The following is a 21,555-nucleotide window of genomic DNA, read 5'->3' as shown; positions in this document are numbered from 1 at the left end:
GACTTAGCGGATCGCGAGATCGAGATCGCCAACGAGATGTACCTCCGGTTCGAGCAGCACACCCGAGTGCGCCAGGACGCGTCCACGAACGGCTTGGATCAGCTCCAGGACGTCCGTTGCGGTCGCCCCGGTACCGGCGACGATGAAGTTCGCGTGCTTTGCGGACACCGACGCGCCACCGACCGACATCGCCTTCGCGCCGGACTCCTCGATCAGGCGCGCGGCGCTGTCGGCTGGCGGGTTCTTGAAGACGCTGCCGCAATTTGGCTCGGCGAGCGGCTGCGTTCGGCGACGCCACTCCCGAGCTTCGTCCATCCTCGCGCGAATCGTCGCCCTGTCGCCCGCGACGAGCGACATGCGGGCGCCGACGACCACGGCATCTCGGGGGAGCTCCGAGCCTCGGTACGACAGGGCCACCTCGGTGGCTTCGATCCGCCGCGGTGCGCCGGAGAGAAGCTCGTAGACGTCGATGCTCTCGAGGACGTTCGCCATCTCGCGTCCGTGCGCACCCGCGTTCATGCGGACGGCGCCACCGACGCTCGCGGGGATGGCCACCCCGAACTCCAGCCCCGCCAGACCGTGGGTGAACGCCACGCCCGCAAGCGCTGGGAGCGGCATCGCCCCTCCGGCGGTCAGGCGTTCGCCGTCGCGCGCGGCCCACCGGTACGTGCGACCCAGTCGCAGGACGAGCCCGTGGAATCCGTCGTCGGACACGAGCACGTTCGATCCCTTGCCCAGGACGACGAACGGCATGGCTGTCTCACGGATCGCCTTGACCGCCGCCTTGAGGTCGTCGTCGCTCTCCGGCTCGAGGTACAGAGCGGCCGGCCCCCCGATGCGAAAGCTGGTCAGCGGGGCGAGCGGGAACTCCGAGCGAAGCCGCTCGCCGCAGTCCGCGCGGAGGATCGCCTCGGCGTGGGCGATCGAGTCGTCGTTCACGTTCCGTCCCCCGCCGAGATACCCGCGAGCGCGGCATCGCCGAGCATCCACACGTCGCCACACCCCATGGTGATCACCAGATCGCCGGGACGAACCTCCCGATGGAGGAACTCGACGACCTCGCCGCGGTGCGGTAGGTACACGACGCGTTTGCACGGCGCGCTCGCGGAGATGCCCTTCACGACCAGCTTTCCGGTTACGCCGGGGATCGGGTCTTGCTCCGCGCCGAACACGTCGGTCACAACGACGATGTCGGCTTCGACGAGGCTGCTGCCGAGCTCCGGCCAGAGCGCGAGCGTCCGCGAGTAACGGTGCGGCTGGAACACCGCGATCAACCGGTCGGGTCGTGTTCGCCGTGCGACGTCCAACGTCACAGCGAGCTCGGCCGGCACGTGACCGTAGTCGTCGTAGAACGCAGCGCCACGCGCCTCGCCGCGGCGCTCGAACCGACGATGCACGCCGGTGTACGCGCCGAGCGCTTCGACCGCGACCGAGGGCTCGACCCCGAGCAGGCGCGCCGTTGCAACAGCCGCCGCCGCGTTCAGGACATTGTGAGCGCCATCGACCGCGAGCACCAACACGTGCCGCGACCCGTTGACGAAGACGTCGGCTCGAGCGCCGCCGGGCCCGACGGCGACGATCTCGACGCGCACGTTCGCAGGGTTCGACGTTCCGTACGTCGTCGACGGAACGTTCGCTGCAGCAACGGATCTCATCGCCGGCGCGTCGTCGGCGCAAACGACGACGTGCTCGCATCTCGAGGCGAATGACGTGAACGCGGCCTCGATCTCCTCGCGTCCTCCCCGATAGAAGTCGACGTGGTCGATATCGACGTTCGTCACCACACCGATCGCCGGGTTCATCAACAGGAACGAGCCGTCGCTCTCGTCGGCCTCCGCGACGAACAGGTCCCCGGCGCCGGCCCTCGCTCCGCTGCCTGTCTCGTTGGGATCGCCGCCGATCACGTACGTCGGGTCGAGCCCCGCGCGTTCGAGGATCAGCGCGACCATCGCCGTCGTCGTCGTCTTCCCGTGCGTCCCCGTGACGGCGATCGTGCGCAGCTGTGCGGCCGCGGCAGCGAGCGCCTGGGCGCGCATCCAAACCGGCGTGCCACGCCGTCTCGCCTCGGCGAGCTCCACGTTGTCCTCCCGGATCGCGCTGGAGATCACGATGGCGTCCGGTTCGCGGATGGTATCCGTCGCGTGTCCAACGGACACCTCCGCGCCGGCGTCGCGAAGCTCAGCCAGGCCCTTCGAGTCCTTCAGGTCGCTGCCCGTGATCCCGATCCCGCGTGCCATGAGGAGCCGCGCGAGGTTCCGCATCCCAGCGCCGCCGACGCCGATCATGTGGATGCGTCTCACGCCGTCGAGGCTCGGCACGTCGAGCGTGGGGATCGTTCCGGGGCGCGGCGTGTAGGTCATGACTCGTCTGCGGCGGCGACGACCACGCGCGCGAGCTCATCGGCGGCATGGGGACGCGACCACGTCCGGGCGCGGTCTCCCAACACGCGCAACGCGGCGACGTCGCCGAGCATCTCGTCGATGCGCCCGGCGAGCGTCTCCCCGGTGAGGTCGTCGTCGGAGAGTGCGGTGGCTCCGCCCGCTCGCACGAGCGCGCGCGCGTTCGCCTCCTGGTGACGGCCCGTCGCGTGGGGGTACGGGATCAGCAACGACGGGACGCCGCAGACGGAGGCCTCGGCGACCGTCGACGCGCCTGCCCGCGCGACGAGCAGATCCGCGATGGCGTAGGCGAGATCCATGCGCTCGACGAACGGAAGCACGCGCACCGTGAGCCGAAACGACCGCAACGCGGCGTCGATCATGGCGGCGTGGGCGGGGCCGGTGATGAGCACGAGCTGAGCCTCCGAACTGATCCGTTCGACGGCGTCCACGACGGCTCGGTTCAGGCGCCGCGCGCCCTGACTTCCGCCGACTACGACGACGGTGGCGCGCTCCGGGTCCAGGTCGAACTCCGATGCCGCCTCCTTTGCCAGCCGATCGCGTTCGGCATGGACGACGAGGACTTCTTCGCGGACAGGGTTGCCCGTGACGACCTTCGCGGTTCGTCGCGGCAACATCCGCGCGGCCTCGGCGAAGGAGAGCGCGACCGTTCTCGCGGCGCGAGCGAGCGTGCGGTTGGCCAGGCCGGGCACGGCGTTCTGTTCGTGCAGAACGAGCGGCCTTCGCGCGCGGATCGCCGCGAGCGCGACCGGAACGCTCACGTACCCGCCCATGCCCACGACGACGTCGCGCTCCTGAACGAGCGAGCGGCACCTGCGGATCGAACGGATCGCGACGAGGGGGGCCATCGCCGCGCGGAGCGAGACCTCGCGGACGAACGGGCACGCCTCGATCTCCTCGAGCGCGAACCCGGCGGCGGGGACGAGCCGGGCTTCCTGCCCTGCCGCCGTCCCGGCAAATCCGACGTCGTGCCCGTCCGCGGCGAGCCGCCGCGCGAGCGCAAGCGCCGGGAACACGTGGCCTGCTGTCCCGCCTCCGGCGATCAGAACCCTCACGTCCGCCTCGCGGTCGTGGTCCGTCCGACTGCTTGCCGGCGGGACGTCTTCGACACGTTGATCAGGATGCCCACCGCGGCCAGGGAGACGACGAGCGACGAACCACCGTAGGAGACGAACGGAAGTGGAACGCCCGTGATCGGCAAAAGACCCGTCACCGCCCCGAGGTTGATCAGCGCCTGGAGCCCGAGCCACGAGACGATGCCCGCCGCGAGGAGCCGCCCGAACGTATCCGGCGCTCTCGTCGCGATCCGGATCCCGGCGAACACCAGGGCGCCGAACGCCACCACCACGAGGAGCTCGCCGACGAGCCCCACCTCTTCGCCGAGGATCGAGAAGATGAAATCGGTATGTGCGTTCGGGACGTACTGCCACTTCTGCCGGGACGCGCCGAGGCCGACACCCGTCAGCCCACCCGACCCGAGCGCGATCAGCGACTGGGCCAGCTGGTAGCCCGTGTTCCCCGCGTCCTTCCAGGGGTTGAGGAACGCGAGGAAGCGGATGCGCCGGTAGTCGGCGCTCATGATCAGTCCCATCCCCGCCGCCACGCCGATCAGCGCGGCGAAGGCGAGGTACCGAAGCCTCACCCCGGCCACGAACACCAGAAGGAACGCCGCACCGGTGAGGATGACCGTCGTTCCTAGGTCTGGCTGCAGCATCACGAGGGTGAAACACGCAAGACACGCCGGCAACAGGGGGATCGCGACGTGCCCGGGATCGTCCAGCCGGTCCCACTTCCACGTGAGAACCGCGGCCGTGAACACAACGACGGCGAGCTTCGCGAACTCCGACGGTTGAGCGGTTACCGGCCCGATCAGGAACCATCGCGACGAGCCGTACGCCTCGACCCCGAACGCGGGATGGAGGACGAGCGCAAGCGCTACGAGGGTGACCACGAACATGGGGACCGCGAGCCGGCGCCACGCCTGGTAGCGAATCCGCGACGTCAGGACGAGGGCGGCCACGCCCACGACGGCGTAGGCGGCCTGACGCTGGAAGTATCGGAAGCTGTCGCCGTATTCCGCGAATGCGGACACCGAGCTCGCAGAGAGCACCATGATCAGACCGGTGGCGACGAGGAACGCGGCGGAGCCGAGGAGCAGCGCCGCGTCGCGTCGCAATGCGAAGCTGCTCGCCCCCCCCTCGCGCGCCGGCTCGACGAGACGAAGGTGACCGTTGGACCGATCGGCCGGATGCGCGATCTGACGCGTGCTCACGCCGAGGCCGATCGTTCGAGCTGGCGAGCGGCCCTTGTGAATCGCTCGCCGCGCTCCTCGTAGTCCCGGAACATGTCCCAGCTCGCGCAGCCCGGCGCGAGGAGCACCGTGCCGCCGTCCGGCGCGATCTCGAACGCAGTACGCGCGGCCTCCTCGACCGACCCCACTTTTCGCGTGGGAACGCGTCCGTCGAAGATCGAGACGATGTCGTCGGCCGAGGCGCCGATGGCAACGACGCCGGCGAGCCGCGCCGCGGCCTCGCCGATCGGGCTCAGGTCCACGCCCTTGGCATCACCGCCCGCGATCAACACGACCCCGGTCCGGTCGTCCACCGCGGCGAGCGTCGCGTGCGGGTTCGTCGCTTTCGAGTCGTCGACGAATCGCACGCCACGCGCGGTCGCAACGACCTCCCCTCGATGACGTGCGGGCACGAACGTCGACAATCCGGCACGGATCGCGCCCGCGGCTGCCCCGAACGCGTGACACGCGGCCGCGGACGCGGCTGCGTCCCCGTTCATGGCGGGGTTGGTAAAACCGAGGCCGCCGAGCCGTTCGTCGCCCTGCCACCTGCCGACCAGCACGTCGTCGACGAACCCGGTTTCGCCGGCCCTCGGCTCGCCGGTCGTGAACCACGACACCTCGCAGCGAGCTCGGCTCGAGACCGCTGCGGATGTCTCGTCGTCGCGGTTGCCGATGTGTGCGTCGCCGTTCGTCTGGTTCGCGAACAGCTTCGCCTTCGCGTTCACGTACGCTTCGAACGAGCCGTGCCAGTCCAGGTGGTCGGGCGCCACGTTCAGCAGCACCGACACGAGGGGATGGAACGTGTCCTGCATCTCGAGCTGGAACGAGGAGCACTCGACGACGAGCGCGTCGTGCTCGTCACGCGCCGCGAGCGGGAACGGATGACCGATGTTGCCGCAGGCGACGGCGTCGATCCCGCCGGCCGAGAGGCACGCCGCGATCATCGACGTCGTCGTGGTCTTTCCGTTCGTCCCAGTGACGCCGATGTACGGGACCCTCGTCAGCCGGGCCCCGAGCTCGAGCTCGCCCCACACCGGGATGTTCCGATCGCGCGCCCAATCCAGGACCGGCGAACGCGGCGTCACGCCGGGGCTCGCGACGACGACAGTCGCGCCGTCGAGGTGCGACGGGTCGTGTCCCCCCGCGAGCACCTCGACGCCGAGCGCCCGAAGCTCCGGCGGTACGTCGGGGTCGGGGCGAGCTTCACTCACTCGCACGTCCGCTCCCTCGTCGGCCAGTACGCGAGCGGCGGCGCTGCCCGAGACGCCGAGCCCGACGACCACGGCCCGTTCTCCGGCGAACGCGCCGCTCACTCCGTTCCTCCGAGCGCCAGGAAGTCCGCGTAGAACAGGCCGATTCCTACCGCGACGCACAACCCCGTCACGATCCAGAACCGAACGATGACCGTGAACTCCGGCCACCCGGCGAGCTCGAAATGGTGATGGATCGGCGTCATGCGGAACACGCGTCGCCCGAACCCGCGGTACGCGATCACCTGGACGACGACCGACGTCGTCTCGATGACGAACAGCCCCCCCAGCACCACGAGAAGCAGCTGCGTGCTCGTTACGACGGCCAGCGCACCCATGAGCCCGCCGAGCGCGAGCGATCCGGTGTCGCCCATGAAGATCCTCGCGGGCGCGGCGTTCCACCACAGGAATCCCGCTGCCGCGCCGGTGGCCGCGGCGGCGACGATCGCGACGTCGAGCGCCGCGACCGTGTCGACCGGATAGCACGCGGCCTGAAGGTCGATATCGCACGTGTGCCGGAACTGCCAGAACGCCACGAACACGAACGCGGAGAACACGAGGATCGACGAGCCGGACGCCAACCCGTCCAGGCCGTCGGTGAGGTTCACCGCGTTGGACGACGCCGCGAGGATGACGAAGACCCACACGTAGAACACCAGGCCGAGATCGAGTCCCGTCTCCCGGACGAACGACAGCTCCGTCGAGGCATTCGCGCCCTGAACCGCAAGCACGGCGAACGCGATCGCCGCGATCGCCTGCCCGATCACCTTCGCAGTCTTCGACAGTCCGAGCGAACGGCGACGGCGGACCTTGATGTAGTCGTCGATGAACCCGATCGCACCGAACAGCAGGGTTGCCAGCAACACCGAGATGCCCGCGGCGCTCACCGTGGTGAAGGCCAGGCGGGTGACCAAGTAGGCGACGAGGATGCCGACGAGGATCACCGTGCCTCCCATCGTCGGCGTGCCCATCTTCTCCAGGTGCGTGTGCGGGCCGTCCTCGCGGATCCGCTGACCCCAGCCCCAGATCCGGAACAGGCGGATCGCGATCGGCGTGCCGAGCAGTGTGACGGCGAGTCCGACGGCGGCGGCGATGAGGATCTGTCTCACCCGCGCGACCTCGTTCTCATCGCACCAGCTCCGCGACCCGTTCGACGCCGGCAACGCGAGAGCCCTTCAGGATGACGACGTCTCCTCGGCGGGCCCACGACCGAACGTCGGCGGCGGCGTCCTCCGGAGCGTCGTAGCTCGCGACGTCCTCGGGCAGCTGTCCTTCGCGGACGGCCGCGCGCGCGATCGCTTGCGCCGGTTCGCCGAGCGTGATCAGACGGTCGACGCCGACGCGGACGACGAGCTCGCCGAGGCGCTCGTGCTCCTCGAACGCGATGGGGCCGAGCTCGGCCATGTGGCCGAGCACCGCGGCCAGGCGCCCTCGCCGGGCCATCCACCGCGCCGTCTTCAACGCGAAGGCCATCGATTCGGGGTTCGCGTTGTAGGCGTCGTTGACGACGACGAGGCCGCGCGATGTCGTGAACGTTTCCATCCGCCATCGCGATATGCGCGCGCCCTTCAGCGCGGCCACACACTCCGCCGCGGACAGCCCAAACCCGAGCCCACAGGCGGTGGCGGCGAGCGCGTTCGACACCATGTGCTCGCCGGCGACGGCGAGCTCGACGCTCTGGCTCTCCCCGGCGGCCTCCACCGTGAAGCTGGCGCGGCCGTCGTCCCCGAGCGAGACGTCCGTCGCGCGGACGTCCGCTTCTACCGCCGTGCCGTACCACATCACTCGCGCTTTCGCGCATTCGGCGTAGCCGCGGACGACCGCGTCGTCGGCATTCAGGATCGCTACGTCGTCGGCACCGAGCCGCTCGATCGGCTCGGCGCCGGCGCGAACGATGGCTTCCCAGGACCCGAAGACCTCCATGTGCGCGACGCCCACGTTGGTCACCAGCACGGCGTCCGGGCGAGCAACGTGGAACAAGACGGCGACGTCGCCCTCGTGACGCGCCCCCATCTCCAGGACGAGCACCTCGGTGCCGGGCTCGGCGTCGAGGAGCGTCATGGGGAGGCCGACCTCGTTGTTGAACGACGCGTGACTCGCGTGCGTGCGGTACCGCGTCGAAAGCACCGCGGCGGCAAGGTCCTTCACCGAGGTCTTGCCGTTCGAACCGGTCACGCCGATCACCTTCACGTCGGAGAGCCGCGTGCGTTCGTCGCTCGCCAGGTCGAGCAGCGCACGGCCGGTGTCGCGCACCTCGATCACGGGCCCGTTGGCGCTCTGCGCCGGTCGGTCGACGATCGCTCCCACGGCGCCGGACGCCAACGCTTCACCGACGTGGTCGTGACCGTCGGTCCGCTCGCCGCGGAGCGCGACGAACAGGGCGCCGGGCCGGACCACCCGGCTGTCGGTGCTCACCGAATCGGCAGTCGCGTCGCCGCCGAAGAGCCGCCCGTCGACGGCGGCCGCGACCTCCGAGAGCGAACGTGGGATCACGCGCTCCCCGTGCCCAGCGCGCGGATCTCCTCCGCGGCGACGTCGCGGTCGTCGAACGCGATCGTCCGGTCGGCCAGCTCCTGATAGGTCTCGTGACCCTTCCCGGCGATCACGACGACGTCACCCGTTCGTGCCTCCGACATCGCGAGACGGATCGCGGAGCGGCGGTCGGGCTCGACGAAGTACGCACCCTCGCCGGGGGCCGCCCCCGATTCGATCTCCGCGATGATCTTGGCCGGGTCCTCGCTCCGCGGGTTGTCGCTGGTGATGATCGCGAGGTCTGCGTTCGATGTGGCGACGCCACCCATCAGCGGGCGTTTCGCGCGGTCCCGGTCTCCCCCACAGCCGAACACGACCAGCAGTCGTCCCGTCGCGAGCGGCCGTGCGGCGCGAAGAACGTTCTCCAGGCTGTCGGGCGAGTGCGCGTAATCGACTAGCACGAGGAATTCCTGACCCGCCTCAACGGGCTCGACTCGACCGGGCACACCGCGAACGGTTCCGATGGCCGCCGCGGCGACGTCCAGGTCGATGTGGAGCGCGCGGGCGGTCGCCAGCGCCGCGAGACAGTTTTCGACGTTGAACTCACCGCGCAACGGCGAGCGAACCTGCACGTCGCCGACGCGGAACGACACGCCTCGCTGGGTCGTCTCGATCTCAGTGGCACGGACTTCGGCTCCTTCGCCCATCCCGTACAAGATCGTTGGGATACGGCCGGCGATCCGCCTGGCGTATTCGCTGTCGTTGTTCACGATCGCGACCTCGCTTACCTCCGGCGCGAACAGACGTGCCTTCGCCTCGAAGTACTCCCCCATCGACGCGTGATAGTCCAGGTGGTCCTGCGTGAGGTTGGTGAACACAGCGACGTCGAAGCGCATGCCGCCGACCCGATGCTGGTGCAGTCCGTGCGATGAGACCTCCATCGCGGTCGCATCGACGCCCTCGTCGACCATCTGTGCGAGCAGCCGCTGGAGGTCGGGTGCCTCCGGAGTGGTCCGCGGGAACGGCACGGAGCGGCCGTCGATGCGAACGCCAGTCGTCCCGACGACTCCGGGAACACGTCCGGCATGTCGGAACACCGCCTCCAGGAGGTACGTCGTGGTCGTCTTTCCGTTCGTGCCGGTCACACCGACGAGCGTCATCCGCTCCGCGGGATGCCCGTGGAATGCGGCGGAAACCGGTCCCATCGACGCTCGAACCGACGGCACGCAGACCTGAACGGCGTTCAGCGGAAGCCACCGTTCGAGCACCAGGGACGTTGCGCCACGGGTCACGGCGCTCGCCGCGAACTCGTGGCCGTCGCGATGCCCACCCGGAACGCAGAAGAACAGCGAGCCGGCCGACGCCTCGTCGGATCGGTAACACAGCGACGTCACGGGTACGCCCGCGTCGCCCCGGACCTCGATCGCCTCGGCGTGCGCGAGCACGTCCGACAGGCGAGCCGTGGCCGGGTCGGAGGGGAGAGAGGCCACGGATGTTGAGCGTACCGCCTGGTCAGCCGCTCCCGGCGTGCGGCTCATGCCGCCGGCAGCGCGTGCGGTGGCGGACTGAGCGGCTCGGTGGCCTCTATCCGGAGCTGAGCGATCGCAGCGCGCGCGACTCGCTGGAACAGCGGCGCGGCCGCGACGCTTCCATAGCGTTGAGCGGGCCGATCGAGGATGGCTGCGATCACGACCGAAGGGTCGCGCGCCGGCAGAAACCCGATGAACGACGCCATGTACTGTCCCTCCAGGTAACCGGGTTCGCCATGCAGCGGAATCCGTGCCGTCCCCGTCTTCCCCGCGACCTGATACCCCGGAACCGACGCGTTCTTTCCCGTGCCGTGCTCGACGGCGAAGGCGAGCATGCGGGCGACGTTCAGCGAGGTGCTTCGCGACACGACTCTGCGTTCCGGAGACGCCGCGGCGTCGTGCCGAACGCCCTCGGGGTCGATCCTCGCCTCAACGAGACGAGGACGCACCCAACGCCCGTCGTTGGCGATCGTCGCGAACACCGACGCCATCTGCAGTGGTGTGGCGGTGATGCCCTGTCCGTATGCCGTCGTCGCCAAGATCACCTCGTCCCAGTTGTAGAACGGCACCGTGATGCCACTCGACTCGCCGGGGAACCCGATCCCCGTCTCGCTGCCGAGACCGAATCGCGCCAGGTACGCCGCCATGTCGCTCGAACCGACCTCGTTGGCCACCTGAACCGCGCCGATGTTGCTCGAGCGCGCGATGACGTCGCCGAGCATCATCTGTTGCAACGTGTGCGACTCCGCGTCGTGGATCGTGAAGTCTCCGACCCGCATCGTCCACGGGACCGAGAGCAACTGATCGAGCGGCAGCGCGCGTTCCTCGAGGGCGGCGGCGGCGGTGATGACCTTGTTCGTCGATCCCGGTTCGTACGCGTCGGTGATCGCGCGGTTTCGGATCGTACCCGGCGCCGCTTCGCCGAGATCGTTGGGATCGAACCACGGGTAGCTCGCCATGGCGAGAACGTCGCCGGTCCCCGGGTCCAGAACGACGACGGTTCCGCCCTTCGCCCGCTGTTGCTGGACGGCCTCCTCCAGCAGGGCTTGCACCTGGAACTGCAGGTCGCGGTCGATCGTCGTGACGATGGACCATCCGGGAATGGGCGGCCGGTCGTCGAACACGCCGCTGGCGATCGGTTGCCCATCCCGCCCGATCTCCACCGTCCGCCGGCCGGGCGTCCCGGCCAGGAGGTCCTGATACTGGAGCTCGAGGCCGGCGAGCCCTTCGCCGTCGACGCCGACGAACCCGACCACCTGTCCGCCGACCGGCCCCGCCGGGTAGAAGCGCTCGGTGACGTCGAGGAACCCGATCCCCGGAAGCGCAAGATCCGCGATGCGTTCGGCCACGTCGGGGGCGACCTGACGGTCGAGGTACACGAACGTCGTATCCGTCGCGAGCGCCTCGACGAGCGCGCTCACGCGTTGGTCGAGGATCGGCGCCAGCTGAGTCGCCGTGACCCACGGATCGTCTACATATCGCGGGTCTGCATACACGTCGGTCGCGGGCATCGATAGCGCGAGCCGGCGACCGTTCGCGTCGAGGATCTCGCCTCGATCGGCCGGGAGCACGAAGGTCCGAAGACGTTGGTCGGCCGCCCGATCCTTCATGTGCCCGGTCTGAGCCACCGCGAGCACGCCGAGGCGGACCACGATCGCGACGAGCGCGAGCGCCATGACGGTGAGCAGCGCGACGAGACGGCCGATCGGTGGACGTGCCACGCCGGATCAGCCGTTCTCCGAAGGCGCTGAAGCTCGGGCGGCGTCCGGCGTGGACGCTTCGTCGGTCGCGTCGCCGACGGTGGTGACCGCTCCGGACGGATCGCCCGAGCCCTCCGGCGCGCGAAGGATCCGGATGTCGTCGGGGAGACGCATGCCGTGCCGGAACGCCCAATCGGCGATCCGACCCGGAGCGGACAGGGTGGCCTGCGCGCGCAAGAGCTCGAGACGCTCGACGCCGAGCCGATCGATCTTCCGCTCCGCATCGACGAGGCGGAACGACTGCTGCGCGAGCAGCGCGTGTAAGACGACGATGCCGAGGACCATCGAGGCCACGAGCGCGGACGCAAACACCGCGAAGCCCAGCCGGTGCTGCTTCCGCCGTCGCTTCGGGGTAACCGCACGGTTGTCGCGTCGCAGAGGAGCTTCCACCCCGTGGGCTCGCTGCGCTCGTTCATGAGCCCCTGCTCTGCTGCGACCGGCCGGTGTCCACCGGTCGACCGGACGCGGAGCGGTCAGCTTGCGGGCGGGGGTGCTCACGCTGCGTCGCCTCGTTTCTCTGCCGCCCGCAGCTTCGCCGAGCGGGAGCGCGGATTCCGTTCCTGTTCTCGCTTCGAGGGGCGGAGCGGCTTCTTGGTAAGCGGTTCGAGGTCGTCGCGCTCGTTGACGAAGCGCTTGACGATCCGGTCCTCGAGCGAGTGGTACGAGATCGCGACGATGCGGCCACCGGGAGCGAGGGCCTCTACCGCTCGAGGCAGGGAGAGGGCGAGGTCCTCCAGCTCCCGGTTGACCGCGACGCGGAGCGCCTGAAACGTGCGGCGCGCGGGGTGGGGGCCTCCCCGCCGCGCTCCCAGGGCGCCCGCGACCACTCGAGCGAGCTCACCGGTCGTCGTGATCGGCGACCGCGTCCGCGCCCGGACGATGGCCGCCGCGACTCGGCGCGATCGACGCTCCTCGCCGAACTCGAACAGGATCCTGGCGAGCTCTTCCTCCGGTGCCGAGTTCACGACGTCCATCGCGCTCTCGCCCTCGGCTCCCATCCGCATGTCCAGCGGACCGTCGTTCCGATAGGAGAAGCCGCGCTCCGCGCGATCGAGCTGCATCGAGCTCACGCCGAGGTCCCATAGGACGCCGTCGACCCGGTTCACCGCGGGCAGCTGTGAGAACCGGGTCCGAACGGCGGTGAAGCGGTCGCCGAACCGCGACAGACGGGACGTTGCGGTCTCGACCGCGTCGGGGTCTTGATCGATCCCGATCAAACGTCGAACGCCAGCCTCCAGGAGTGCCTCCGCGTGTCCCCCCGCGCCGAGCGTCATGTCGATCACGATTCCTCGATCGCCGAGGAATCGGACGACCTCGTCAGCCATGACCGGCTCATGCCCGGCCCACACGAGCCCGCCAATCCGGCCACACGACGTTCGCTTTGCGCACAGTGCTCCCCTTCGATCCCCTCACCCGAGAAGACGGGCGGCGAGCAAACCGACACCGAGGTAGAGGACCATCGTCGCGGCCGTCATGGCGATCAACGAGAGGCTCTGTCGAACCTCCCGGCCGAGCGGACCGTTCCTTCTCATGCGCTCCCCCCGGGTGCGAGCGTGCCGGCTCGATAGGCGCCGCCGTGCCCGGACTCGTACCGCTCGTGCGTCTCGCGATCCCAGATCTCCATCCGGTCGAAGACGCCGAGTACGACGAGCTCCTTGCGGATCCCGACCTCGGCGCGGAGCCGCTGCGGGATCAGCAACCGTCCTTGGCCGTCGAGGTCGACGGCCTCGGCCTTACCGAAGAACATGCGGGCGTAGGCACGTGACTCGGCGTCGGAGATGGGGCGGCCGTGAACCTCAACCGCTCGCGACTCCCATTCGGCCCTGGGGAAGCAGAAGAGGCAGCCGTCTTGACCAAGTGTCAGTACCGCACCATCTGCAAACGCGTCGCGGAACCGAGCCGGCAGACTGATCCGCCCCTTCGGGTCGAGCTGGTAGCTGTGCGTGCCGAGCAGCTCGGCCACGCGTCCTCCCCTTCTCCTCCACCAGGCTCCACTTTATGCCACTGGCACTCCACCGCGTCAAGCGGCGCGTAGAGAAATGGCCCAATGGAACGGGGATCGATCCGGAGGAGCGTCCGACAGTGGCGCCGATCGCGCCGATCAGCTCACGCCCTCAGGGAAGGAATGCCTCCCACTCGGGCTCGAGGCGGCCGAGGGCCAGACGGAACCCGTCCGATGGCGCGAGCGGAAGTCGCGCTAGGTGGAGACCGGCCTCGTCGATGAACCGGTTCTCCTTCTTGGAGTTGCAGCGGCGGCACGCCGCGACGACGTTGTCCCACGAGTGCGTCCCGCCGCGCGACTTCGGGACCACGTGATCCAGGTTCTCCGCAGGCGCGCCACAGTACTGACACGTCCAGTGGTCACGCGCGAACACGGCTCGACGAGTGAGCGGCGCCTGAGCGCGGTAGGGAACGCGAACGAACCTGCGAAGACGGAGCACCGAGGGCGCGTCCATCGAGACGCGCTCGGAGTGGAAGACCTGACCGTCGGAGGCAAGAACTTCGGCCTTCTCCTTCAGGACGAGCACCACGGCGCGCCTCGCAGTGACCACCGCGAGCGGCTGGTGCGACGTGTTCAGGACCAGTGCTCTTCCCATGCCGGCAAAGCGAGTATACGCAGCCACCTGCAAGAACTCGGCATGGAACATTCGCCGCCCCCGCGCCCCGACACGTTCAGATGCTTGATCCGACCGAATCGCAGTGTTGTGATTCCGCACCGAGGCGGCGGCGCCTTCGCCCGACGGGATACCTGGAAGTAGCGAACAAGGGGCCGCGCGGGGTGTCCACCGGCCGGGTGCGGGCGCCGCCGTCTCGTCATCGTCGGGAACCGGCGACCACCCCTTCATCGTCCGAGCGGCGCCGCCCGCCGGGCGCAGTTGTCTAGAAACGCGCCAGTAAGATGAGCGAGTCTTACCCCCGGAGGCCCCTTGAAGGCTCGACAGCAACCGACCAGCGACTGGCAGGATTTCGGCCGCCGCTTCCGAGAGATCGAGGAGAACGTCGAGCAGGTCGTCCAGGGCAAGCACCGCGAGATCCGGCTCGCGCTTGCCGCGCTCATCGCCGAAGGCCACATCCTGATCGAGGACGTCCCCGGCGTGGGCAAGACGATGCTGGCCAAGGCGATCGCACGGTCGATCGACTGCTCGTTCCGCCGGATCCAGTTCACGCCGGACCTGCTGCCGACCGACGTGACCGGCGTGAACGTCTTCAATCAGGAGCGCGGCGATTTCGAGTTCAGGCCCGGCGCGATCTTCGCGAACATCGTGCTCGGGGACGAGATCAACCGCGCCAGCCCGAAGACGCAATCCGCGCTCCTCGAATGTATGGAGGAGCGACAGGTCACCATCGACACGGAGACGTACCAGCTGGGATCGCCGTTCATGGTCATCGCGACGCAGAACCCCATCGAGCACGAGGGCACCTATCCGCTGCCGGAGGCACAGCTCGATCGGTTCATGATGCGCCTCGCCATCGGGTACCCCTCGCCCGACACCGAGGCCGAGATCCTCGCGACGCACGGCGTGCAGTCGACACTGAACGACATCGGCCCGGTATCCGACGCCATGTCGGTCCACGAGATGACCGAGCAGGCCCGCCAGGTTCACGTCGCGCCGGCGGTTCGCCGGTACATCGTCGACCTCGTCGAGGCGACGCGCCGTCACCCCGACGTCTACCTCGGCGCCAGCCCGCGAGCGTCAATCATGCTCCTTCGCGCCGCCCGCGCCGTGGCAGCGACGGAGGAGCGGGACTACGTGATCCCCGACGACGTGAAGGCGCTCGTCACGCCCGTGCTTGCCCACCGGGTGATCGTCACCGCCGACGCGGTCATGGGGGGCCGTACGCAGTACGCGGTCCTCGATGAGCTCGTAGGCGAGGTCCCGGTGCCGGTCGGCGGGTCTGCCTAACGTGCCGTCCGGGCGCGGCGTCGTCGTCTTCGGTGCCGCGATCGGGCTGTGGGTCGCCGCTCGCATCGCGGGATCGCCGACCCTGCACATGATCGCCGTCGGTCTCGTCATCCTTCCGTTCGCGACCTCGTTGTTCGCCCGGTGGAGCCGTCACCGGCTCCGGATCCGCCGTCGCCTATCCGAATCACGGGTTCAACCGGGACAACGAGTGCACGTCGAGCTCGACGTCGAGAACCTGACATCCGGCCAGACGTCGTTCCTGCTGATCGAGGATCGCCTGCCTCCGGCGCTCGGCCGCTCGGCGCGCATGGTCATCGCGTCGCTCCACCCGCGCGCTCGGCAACAGGTGAGGTACTCGCTCGTGCCCCGGCGGCGCGGCCGCTACGTTCTCGGACCGCTCACCGTCGACCTGTCCGATCCGTTCGCGCTGACCAAGGTTCGCGTCGAGTTCGACGAGCGCGACGAGCTCGTCGTCGCGCCCGAGGTCGAGCGGCTCGTGGGCGGTCCCGACTCGCCGTTCGGCATGCGAAGCGGCCTCGCGCTGGCGAAGCACCTCTTCCGGACGGGCGACGAGTTCTACACGATGCGGAGTTACGTCGAGGGTGACGACCTCCGGCGAATCCACTGGCGGAGCGTCGCGCGGAGCGGCAAGCTCATGATCCGTCAGGACGAATCGAGCCGACGCTCGAATGCGGTGCTGTTCCTCGACACGCGCGACACGGCGCTCGGGCAGGCGCACACACCGCCGTTCGAACGCGCGGTGTCGGCGGCCGCCTCGCTCGGCATCGTGTTGATGCGGTACGGCTTCACCGTACGGCTCGTCACGCCGCAGCTACCACCGCAGCGTGTGGGCGAAGAGCAGCTGCTGGATTCGCTCGCCGGCGTGTCTCACGACACGACGCGCGCCGTGACGAACGCCATCACGCGGCTGAGGACCGCGGCGGCCAGCGACACGACGCTCGTCCTCGTCGGTGCGCCGCCGCCACCGAACGAGCTTGCGGCTCTCATCCGGACCGGCACGATGTTCGGTCCGAAGATCGCCGTCCTCGTCCATCCGACGGACCCGCAGACGCTGCCGCCGGACCGCCGGGCGCAGCTCGAGGGTCGGGCCTCGCAGGCGCGCCTCTCGATGACGCGTTCGGGATGGGACGTGGTGGTGATGTCGCCATCCGATCGACTGAAAGACGTATGGAACACGAACAAGACGCGTCCGCTCGTCGTCAGCGGCTCGTAGCGGTCGTCGCCGTCGCCGCGCTCGCCGCGACGATGGCGCTCGCGTTCGGCCGGGTGTTCGAGGGCACGCGTCCGACGTTCCAACTGATTGTCGCGGCCGTCGGCTCGGTCGCGGTCGCGGGTCTGTGCGAACGTCGCGGCCTCGTCGTGGCACTCGTCGTGAGCGCTACGGGGCTCGCCTTCGCCCTCACATGGCTCGTGTACCCGCAGACCGCGTGGTACGGCCTTCCAAGCACAAGCACACTCCGCGCGATCGGACGCTCGCTCGAGTTCGTCGCTCAGCAGGCTCGTCTCCGAGTGGCACCGTCGCCGCCGCTCGCACCGTTGATGCTGGCCGCCGTCACCTCGACGTGGACGGCCGCGTTCTCCACCCACGCGCTCGCCGTCCGCGCCGGGAGTCCGCTGCTGGCCGTCCTCCCGTCGGTCGCGCTCGTCGGGTTCGCCGACACGGTGCTCGGGGACGGACCACGTCCCGCGTACGCCATCCTGTTCCTGTCTGCGGTGCTCGCCGTGGTGTTCGTGGACGGTTTGAGGCGCGTCCGGCAGTGGGGGCCGATGTGGTTCTCCTTTCGCAAGCGGCGCCTCTCGAGCGTCGCGTCTCGCGGCGCGCGCCGCATCGCGCTCGTTGCGTTGCTCTCCGCGGCGCTGCTGCCGGGACTCCTCCCCGGGTTCCGCGCTGCCGCGCTCGTCGACTTCTCGACCGGAGGCGAGGACGGCGTCGGGCTCGACCCGTTCGTCGGGATCCTCGCGCAGCTCGAGCAGGAAGATCCCGTCGACCTGTTCCAGGTCACATCCCCCGGAGGACCCGCGTACTGGCGCCTGTACGCGCTCGATCGCTTCGACGGGGCCACGTGGAGCAGCAGCGATCCGCTCGCCGAGCAGGGACAGGCCTTCGGCTCATCCGCGGCGCTCCGACCGGTTCCGCTCCCTCAGGACGCTCAGCCGCTCCAGCAGCAGTTCCGGATCCTCCACGGCATCGACGATCCGTGGCTCCCGATGGCGCACCCGGCCGAACAGGTCACGGTCCCGTTCGGCGATCTCCGCTACAACCAGATCCTCAACACGGTCGTCCTCGCGGGTGGGCTCGAGGAGGGGCTCGTGTACGGCGTGACGTCGAGAGTGGTCGCCCCGTCGCCTCAGGAGCTCGACCTCGTGAGGTTCGAAGCACCCACACAGTACGGACAATGGACGGAGGTCCCCGAGAACGTCGACCCGCGCGTGCGCGAGCTCGCCGTCGAATGGACGGCCGATGCCGAAACGCCGTACGGCCAGATTCTGGCGTTACAGAACCGGTTCCGGAACGGCAACTTCTCATACACACAAGACGTCGAACCGGTCGAAGGCACCGACCCGATCCTCCATTTCCTCACCGAGTCGAAGCGCGGTTTCTGCCAGCAGTTCGCGACGGCGATGGCGGTCATGGCGCGGGCACTCGGCTATCCCGCCCGAGTCGCCGTCGGCTTTCGCGAGGGTGAACGGCTGGGCGACACGTACACCGTCGACTCGAGGGACGCTCATGCCTGGGTCGAGGTCTTCTTCCCCGGCTACGGCTGGCTGCCGTTCGAGCCGACGCCGAGCCGGGCAAATCCGATCGAGACGATCCCCGGCTCATACTCGAACGCCACGACCACCGGCGACGCGGACGGGACGGCGGGGCAGGGCGGCGCGGTTGGCGACGCCGGCTCGGGCACGTCGCTCAATTGCCGGAACCCGAGCGGGCGGCCGCTTCCTCGCGAGCTCTGCGGCCGCGGTAGCGCGGAGATCAGGGGGCCCGGCCGTTCTTCCGGTGGCGAGCTCCCCCCCGGCTTCCTGAACACCCGGCCGCCCCCGGAGAACGAGAACGGCTACTCGATCCCTTATCGGTGGATCTTCCTCGCCGTCGTCGTCGCCGGCGCCTTGCTGCTCGTCTTCGCTCCCGTCGCGAAGTGGACGTTGCGACGGCGCGCGTTCCATCGCGCTCGCGACCCGCGGCATCGCGTCCTCGCGGCGTACCGCGTCTTCGACGGCGTCGCCGCGGACCTCGGAGTCGGCAGGCGCGACGGCGAAACGGTCGAAGAGCACCGCGCGCGATTGTCCGCCGCCGTCGCGTTCTCCGACGGGAACCTGGGAGATCTGGCGAGGCTTGCCGAACGAGCGGCGTACGGTTCGTCGGCGCCCGCCGCCGAAGACGCGGACGCGGCCGTGGAGGACGCACGAGTGGCGATCGCCGATCTTCGGAGAGACGCTGGACTGGTTCGCCGGATCGTCGGGACGTACCGGCCGGGACTTTGACGTCGCGGGGCTACCACCCGGTCTGGGCATGTGCCGCGGCCTCGCGAAGCGCGCGGACGAACCGGTCGCGGTCATCCCGAAACTGACCGATCTTCGCGTCGAGGCCCGACGCGATCTCGTCGATCGCCACGAAGAACGCCAGTTGGCCCTCGTTCAGGGCGTCGATGATCTCGCCGTTGCGTCGCGCGACCTTGAAGATGCTCACGCCGTCGGTGATGAGCTTGACCTCGGACAGGTGCTGGTCCAGGTGAGCGCGCCGATTCAGGTACTCCCAGGCTCGGCGGACGCGCTGGAGCGACATCCCGCTCGTGAGGAGGGATCTGACGACCTTCAGGGCGACGAGGTCTCTGAACGAGTACATCCGCGGCACGCCGGGACGGCCTCCCGTGCCCTGAACGGAGGGTCTGACGAGGCCGATCTGGTCCCAGTACCTGAGTTGACGCGGCGTGCACCCGGTGAACTTGGTGGCTTGATGCGCGGTGAAACCATCCATCGGCGAAACGTGCGCCCTCCCTGACCGACCCGTCCGTTCCTAACGATCAACACAAGCCGGCCGCCAGCGTCGCCGAGGGAAGGCTCGACGTGCAGATGACGGTCACGCCCCGGGGGAAGGTGCCTTGTTGTACTGCGTTCGGCGCGGTTCCTGCAACCGCCCAGCGAGACGCGACGAACTTTCTTTGCGTTCGCGACGTGAGCAGATGAGAACGTTCTAGGGATCTGTCGGTGGCTCCTTGGGGCGGTCGCGGAAACGCCCAGCGATCCGTGCCAGAAAACCCGCAATGGAGAACCGACCGGAGTTCACCTGGACGACGCGAACCTGATCGCGGCCGAGTTGCTTCAAGTAGCGGTAGATCATCAGGGACGACGCGAGCATCACGATGAACCCCGCGGCCGCGACGTACAGCGAGGCGAAGAACGACATCAGCATCACGAAGCCCACGAGGAACGCGAACGCCGACCAGCGGATGCGACGCGCGAGGTGGGTGTACAGCGACGTTCGGCTGACTTGCTCCGCGAGGCGGGGGTCCTCCTCGGATAGGCGCTGTTCGATCTCTTCGAGGATCCGCTGCTCGTCCGGCGACAATGGCATCGGTGGCCGTGTCCCTCCCAGGAGGCCTGGTCGGCGTAGGTGTCGGTTCGATTATAGGAATGGCGTTCCCGTACCGGGAGCCATGCAAAACTCGATGTGCTACCCCCGGTCGGACGAGCCGCGGTCGGACGAGCCGCGGCGTTCGCGACGTCGGTCGAGGAGCGCCGCCGGCATCGCGCTTCCCAGGCCGAACCGTTTGTCGATCCGATCGACGGCGCGCTCGACGTCGCTCCAGCGCTCGCCGCGAAGGAGCGCCAGCTGCTGCTCTCCGGCAGCGAGGAGTCCGGTGGCCGCGACGCCGAGGAGACGTACCCGCCTCCTGGCGCCGGGGAGAGCGCGGAACATCTCGGACGCGTGGTGGTACAGGTCGGCGGCGACATCCGTCGGCGGGTCGGTCGTTCGCGAACGCGTCAGCGTGGTGAAGTTCGCCAGCCGAACCTTGAGCGTCACGGTCCTCGCGCGATACCCGTCCTCGCGCAGGCGCGCACCGACCTTCTGCGACAGCGCGAGGATCTCGCGCAGAAGCTCCTCGTGATCGTCAAGATCGCGATCGAACGTTTCCTCGTGGCTCACCGACTTCGGCGCCTCGTAGGCGACGACGCGTCGTGAGTCGATGCCGCGAGCGAGATCGTTGAGATTCGTCGCCTGCTGTTCGCCGACGAGGCGGGCGAGCACGGCGGGCGGCGTTCGGGCGAGATCGCCGACGGTCCGAACACCGAGTCGCGAGAGCAGCTCGGCGGTCTTCTCCCCCACGCCCCACAGCGCTCGGGCGGGCAACGGCGTAAGGAACGCGTCGACGTCCTCGCCGGTGACGGCGACAAGCCCGTCGGGCTTCGCTTTCCGTGACGCCAACTTGGCGACGAGTTTGGTCGGCCCGACTCCGACCGAGCACGCGATGCCGATGCCGTCGCGGACGTCTCGCCTGACCTTCTCCGCGATGGCCACCGGCGCGCCGAACAGCAGATACGCCCCCGACACGTCGAGGAACGCCTCGTCGAGCGAGATGGGTTCCACCGTCGGCGTGATCGCGAGCAGGATCTCGCGGAACCGGTTCGAGTGCGCCTGGTACGACTCGAAGTCGGGCGGCATGAACACGGCATCCGGACAAAGGCGGCGAGCTCGGACGGCGGGCATGGCGTTGCGGATCCCGTACGCGCGCGCCTCGTAAGAGGCGGACATCACGACGCCGCGCGTGCCGGCGCCGCCGACGACGACCGGCTTGCCGGCGAGGCTCGCGTCCTTCAGCACCTCGACCGACGCGTAGAAGGCGTCCAGGTCGACGTGGAGGATCGACTCGAGGATCTTCTGCCCCGGGGTCCGCACGACGTTCGCTTCGCTCACGGTGCTCACTCC

20 protein-coding genes are annotated in these 21,555 nt (G+C 69.1%); 3 read left to right on the top strand and 17 right to left on the bottom strand.

Annotation, left to right across the window (positions count from 1 at the left end; translation table 11 throughout):
• Positions 1 to 3: 3 nt before the first annotated feature.
• The 14 genes from murB to VFA08_03305 form a co-directional block, all read right to left on the bottom strand.
• On the bottom strand, positions 4 to 939 hold the full coding sequence (murB, locus tag VFA08_03370) for a UDP-N-acetylmuramate dehydrogenase (GenBank protein HYZ12629.1): 936 nt from the start codon (positions 937 to 939) through the stop codon (positions 4 to 6).
• A complete protein-coding gene (gene murC, locus VFA08_03365; protein HYZ12628.1) occupies positions 936 to 2,360 on the bottom strand; it encodes a UDP-N-acetylmuramate--L-alanine ligase in 1,425 nt (474 codons plus the stop codon). Before murC ends, murB begins: the two co-directional genes overlap by 4 nt.
• Positions 2,357 to 3,454: an undecaprenyldiphospho-muramoylpentapeptide beta-N-acetylglucosaminyltransferase gene (gene murG, locus VFA08_03360; GenBank protein ID HYZ12627.1), complete on the bottom strand. Its 1,098-nt coding sequence runs from the start codon at positions 3,452 to 3,454 to the stop codon at positions 2,357 to 2,359. The genes murC and murG overlap by 4 nt, the downstream gene beginning before the upstream one ends.
• Positions 3,451 to 4,671: a putative lipid II flippase FtsW gene (gene ftsW, locus VFA08_03355; protein HYZ12626.1), complete on the bottom strand. Its 1,221-nt coding sequence runs from the start codon at positions 4,669 to 4,671 to the stop codon at positions 3,451 to 3,453. The genes murG and ftsW overlap by 4 nt, the downstream gene beginning before the upstream one ends.
• Complete coding sequence (murD, locus tag VFA08_03350) at positions 4,668 to 6,005, bottom strand: UDP-N-acetylmuramoyl-L-alanine--D-glutamate ligase (GenBank protein HYZ12625.1); 1,338 nt, start codon at positions 6,003 to 6,005, stop codon at positions 4,668 to 4,670. The genes ftsW and murD overlap by 4 nt, the downstream gene beginning before the upstream one ends.
• Positions 6,002 to 7,051 (bottom strand): phospho-N-acetylmuramoyl-pentapeptide-transferase, encoded by a 1,050-nt coding sequence (gene mraY / locus VFA08_03345; GenBank protein ID HYZ12624.1) that lies wholly within the window; start codon positions 7,049 to 7,051, stop codon positions 6,002 to 6,004. The genes murD and mraY overlap by 4 nt, the downstream gene beginning before the upstream one ends.
• 16 nt (positions 7,052 to 7,067) lie before the next feature.
• The gene (gene murF, locus VFA08_03340) at positions 7,068 to 8,435 is read right to left on the bottom strand and encodes a UDP-N-acetylmuramoyl-tripeptide--D-alanyl-D-alanine ligase (GenBank protein ID HYZ12623.1); all 1,368 of its coding nucleotides are present in this window, start codon (positions 8,433 to 8,435) and stop codon (positions 7,068 to 7,070) included.
• Positions 8,432 to 9,904: a UDP-N-acetylmuramoyl-L-alanyl-D-glutamate--2,6-diaminopimelate ligase gene (locus tag VFA08_03335; GenBank protein ID HYZ12622.1), complete on the bottom strand. Its 1,473-nt coding sequence runs from the start codon at positions 9,902 to 9,904 to the stop codon at positions 8,432 to 8,434. Before VFA08_03335 ends, murF begins: the two co-directional genes overlap by 4 nt.
• A gap of 44 nt (positions 9,905 to 9,948) precedes the next feature.
• A complete protein-coding gene (locus VFA08_03330) occupies positions 9,949 to 11,664 on the bottom strand; it encodes a penicillin-binding protein 2 (GenBank protein ID HYZ12621.1) in 1,716 nt (571 codons plus the stop codon).
• Between the two features lie 6 nt (positions 11,665 to 11,670).
• On the bottom strand, positions 11,671 to 12,093 hold the full coding sequence (locus VFA08_03325) for a hypothetical protein (protein HYZ12620.1): 423 nt from the start codon (positions 12,091 to 12,093) through the stop codon (positions 11,671 to 11,673).
• 104 nt (positions 12,094 to 12,197) lie between these two features.
• Positions 12,198 to 13,064, bottom strand: coding sequence for a 16S rRNA (cytosine(1402)-N(4))-methyltransferase RsmH (gene rsmH, locus VFA08_03320; GenBank protein HYZ12619.1), 867 nt, complete (start codon positions 13,062 to 13,064; stop codon positions 12,198 to 12,200).
• Positions 13,065 to 13,112: 48 nt separating this feature from the next.
• A complete protein-coding gene (locus VFA08_03315; GenBank protein ID HYZ12618.1) occupies positions 13,113 to 13,235 on the bottom strand; it encodes a hypothetical protein in 123 nt (40 codons plus the stop codon).
• On the bottom strand, positions 13,232 to 13,666 hold the full coding sequence (gene mraZ / locus VFA08_03310; protein ID HYZ12617.1) for a division/cell wall cluster transcriptional repressor MraZ: 435 nt from the start codon (positions 13,664 to 13,666) through the stop codon (positions 13,232 to 13,234). The genes VFA08_03315 and mraZ overlap by 4 nt, the downstream gene beginning before the upstream one ends.
• A 151-nt stretch (positions 13,667 to 13,817) precedes the next feature.
• Positions 13,818 to 14,300, bottom strand: coding sequence for an HNH endonuclease (locus tag VFA08_03305; GenBank protein ID HYZ12616.1), 483 nt, complete (start codon positions 14,298 to 14,300; stop codon positions 13,818 to 13,820).
• A 390-nt stretch (positions 14,301 to 14,690) separates the two neighbouring features.
• On the opposite strand from VFA08_03305, the gene VFA08_03300 reads away from it, so the two are divergent.
• Genes VFA08_03300 through VFA08_03290 form a run of 3 tightly spaced genes read left to right on the top strand, consistent with a single transcriptional unit; the run spans position 14,691 to position 19,112 of the window.
• Positions 14,691 to 15,608 carry a MoxR family ATPase gene (locus tag VFA08_03300; protein HYZ12615.1) on the top strand — a complete coding sequence of 306 codons (918 nt, stop codon included), beginning with the start codon at positions 14,691 to 14,693 and terminating at the stop codon, positions 15,606 to 15,608.
• A 1-nt stretch (position 15,609) separates the two neighbouring features.
• Positions 15,610 to 16,842, top strand: coding sequence for a DUF58 domain-containing protein (locus VFA08_03295; protein HYZ12614.1), 1,233 nt, complete (start codon positions 15,610 to 15,612; stop codon positions 16,840 to 16,842).
• On the top strand, positions 16,797 to 19,112 hold the full coding sequence (locus tag VFA08_03290) for a DUF3488 and transglutaminase-like domain-containing protein (GenBank protein ID HYZ12613.1): 2,316 nt from the start codon (positions 16,797 to 16,799) through the stop codon (positions 19,110 to 19,112). Before VFA08_03295 ends, VFA08_03290 begins: the two co-directional genes overlap by 46 nt.
• A gap of 10 nt (positions 19,113 to 19,122) precedes the next feature.
• On the opposite strand, the gene VFA08_03285 is transcribed toward VFA08_03290, so the two are convergent.
• The 3 genes from VFA08_03285 to dinB all read right to left on the bottom strand — a co-directional run bounded on the left by VFA08_03285 (position 19,123) and on the right by dinB (position 21,543).
• Positions 19,123 to 19,605 carry a MerR family transcriptional regulator gene (locus VFA08_03285; GenBank protein ID HYZ12612.1) on the bottom strand — a complete coding sequence of 161 codons (483 nt, stop codon included), beginning with the start codon at positions 19,603 to 19,605 and terminating at the stop codon, positions 19,123 to 19,125.
• 216 nt (positions 19,606 to 19,821) lie between these two features.
• Positions 19,822 to 20,202, bottom strand: coding sequence for a DUF3040 domain-containing protein (locus VFA08_03280; protein ID HYZ12611.1), 381 nt, complete (start codon positions 20,200 to 20,202; stop codon positions 19,822 to 19,824).
• A gap of 99 nt (positions 20,203 to 20,301) precedes the next feature.
• Entirely contained in the window at positions 20,302 to 21,543 is a 1,242-nt protein-coding gene (gene dinB, locus VFA08_03275; GenBank protein HYZ12610.1) for a DNA polymerase IV, read from the bottom strand.
• Positions 21,544 to 21,555: the final 12 nt, after the last annotated feature.

It is taken from the genome of Actinomycetota bacterium (genome assembly GCA_035640355.1).
Taxonomy (GTDB): domain Bacteria; phylum Actinomycetota; class UBA4738; order UBA4738; family HRBIN12; genus CALGFI01.
Note: the sequence above shows the minus strand (reverse complement) of the source record. Positions and strands in the feature narration are given on the sequence as shown.

Coding starts and splice junctions, on each gene's coding strand:
- murC (HYZ12628.1), bottom strand. CDS start 2,360: ATGACCTACACGCCGCGCCCCGGAACGATCCCCACGCTCGACGTGCCG.
- VFA08_03315 (HYZ12618.1), bottom strand. CDS start 13,235: ATGAGAAGGAACGGTCCGCTCGGCCGGGAGGTTCGACAGAGCCTCTCG.
- VFA08_03305 (HYZ12616.1), bottom strand. CDS start 14,300: ATGGGAAGAGCACTGGTCCTGAACACGTCGCACCAGCCGCTCGCGGTG.
- VFA08_03290 (HYZ12613.1), top strand. CDS start 16,797: ATGGAACACGAACAAGACGCGTCCGCTCGTCGTCAGCGGCTCGTAGCG.
- VFA08_03285 (HYZ12612.1), bottom strand. CDS start 19,605: ATGGATGGTTTCACCGCGCATCAAGCCACCAAGTTCACCGGGTGCACG.
- VFA08_03280 (HYZ12611.1), bottom strand. CDS start 20,202: ATGCCATTGTCGCCGGACGAGCAGCGGATCCTCGAAGAGATCGAACAG.